The 1,776-nt window shown below is 54.4% G+C and carries 2 protein-coding genes; both read left to right on the top strand.

Translation table 11 applies throughout. The features are described from left to right. Positions 1 to 204 precede the first annotated feature (204 nt). On the top strand, positions 205 to 576 hold the full coding sequence (panD, locus tag AC2VLY_RS01805; protein ID WP_227485512.1) for an aspartate 1-decarboxylase: 372 nt from the start codon (positions 205 to 207) through the stop codon (positions 574 to 576). Between the two features lie 63 nt (positions 577 to 639). Then, positions 640 to 1,776 (top strand): MFS transporter (locus AC2VLY_RS01800; protein WP_486892323.1); only part of this gene is annotated, 1,137 nt, incomplete at its 3' end.

Raw genomic sequence — 1,776 nt, 5'->3', positions numbered from 1 at the left:
CGGTTTTGGGATGGCTGCAACCATTCCCCCATTACCCTGCAAGGGGTAAACTCAGTAACCATTAAACTTGTCGGGAGATACTCTCAATATGCTTAGTCTCTGGGGAGAAATTGTGATCATGGTCGGAACCCCCCTGCTTCTGATCATTGTTGCGGTGGGCGTCAATCGCCTGGCCAAAAAGCACCAGCAGGATGAAGACCGCTCATGATTTTGCTCACCTTACTCAAGGGCAAGCTGCATCGGGTTCGGGTTACCGCTGTGGAACTGGAGTATGAAGGCTCCTGCGCCATTGACGCGCACCTGCTGAAAAGCGCGGGCATTTATCCTTACGAGCAGGTGCACATATATAACGTCAATAACGGCGACCGGTTCAGTACTTATGCCATTTCTGCAGCGCCCGGTTCGGGGATCATCTCTGTAAATGGTGCAGCCGCACGCCGCGTCGCCTTGGGCGACACTTTGATTATTGCCGCCTATGCGCAAATCGCTGAAGAAAAGGCTGCGGAATTTCAGCCTCGACTCGTGTATGTGGACTCGCACAATCAGATTACCCGTACCCATCATGAAATCCAATAAGCTGCTCCACTGAACCTGTCCTTCTCATTGCTTTCAGACATTCCTCGCAATGCCCGCCTGCTCATGGCTGCACGAGTCGCCCGGAGTGTCGGCCAGGGTGCACTGGTCGTAGATTTTGCCCTCTATCTCCATGCCTTGCATTGGTCAGCCATCCATATCGGCGGCTTATATTCGGTTAGTTTGCTGGTAGGCGCGCTGGCAACCCTGATTGTTGGGCCACTCAGCGATCGTTTTGGCGCCAAACGCTTTTTGTTGGGCTATGAGGGCATCCAGATTGGTGCCGCAATCATCGCCTTGAGTACGGCCCAGCCAGTCTGGCTCAGCTTGGCGGCCATTCTCGGTGCCTTTGGAAGGGGCGCTAATGGTGGTGCCGGCCCCTTCGCCCCCGCCGAACAATCCTGGATGTCCCGGAGCGTTTCCCATAAGCAATGGGGACAGATTTTCCACCTGAATACCAGTGTCGGACTGGCAGGCATGGCCGTTGGCGCATTGCTGGCGACGCTGCCCGGACTACTGAATGGGGTGCTGCCAGGACCGGAAGCATATCGGTCTTTATTTATAGTCGTGTTACTGGGTTCATTGTTTTGCCTGTTTTTTTTGCTCCGCACTGGAGAGTCCTCCCTATCGGCTGAAGGTCTTGATCAGGATACCGCTCCTGCCACAAAACTGGAAAACCCTGAGATCATTGCGGGCAAGCCTTCGTCTGTAGGACGAGTTCTGCTGAGATTTGGCGCCATCAATGCTTTGAACGGATTAGGGATTGGCATGGTCGGTCCACTGATGGCCTACTGGTTTCATCTACGCTTTGGCGTAGGTCCTGCCGCTATTGGTGCGGCCATGGCTTTGGCCTTTTTCAGTGCGGCGCTCATGTCGCTTCTGGGATTACGCCTGACCAGACGCTTTGGCATGGTTGGTACGGTGACCCGCATGCGCCTGCTGGGTTTGATTATGATGTTGGCTTTACCTTTTGCGCCCGTATTCTGGCTGGCCATGCTGCTCTACATTTTTCGTGCGGCGCTGAACCAGGGCAGTATCGGATCACGGCAGGCATTGTTTCTGGGGTTGGTTGGAAAAGACAAACGCGGTCTGGCAGCCACTGTAAACAGTTTATCCCTGCAAGCACCCAGAGCCATCGGACCCAGCATTGCCGGACTGTTCTTTGAAGCCGAAATGCTGGTGACCCCGTTTTTATTGGCCGTC

Source organism: Acidithiobacillus sp. TH-A36, from assembly GCF_057473445.1.
Note: the sequence above shows the minus strand (reverse complement) of the source record. Positions and strands in the feature narration are given on the sequence as shown.

Bases quoted from the DNA above. Each gene is read 5' to 3' on its own strand.
- panD (WP_227485512.1), top strand. From the start codon at position 205: ATGATTTTGCTCACCTTACTCAAGGGCAAGCTGCATCGGGTTCGGGTT.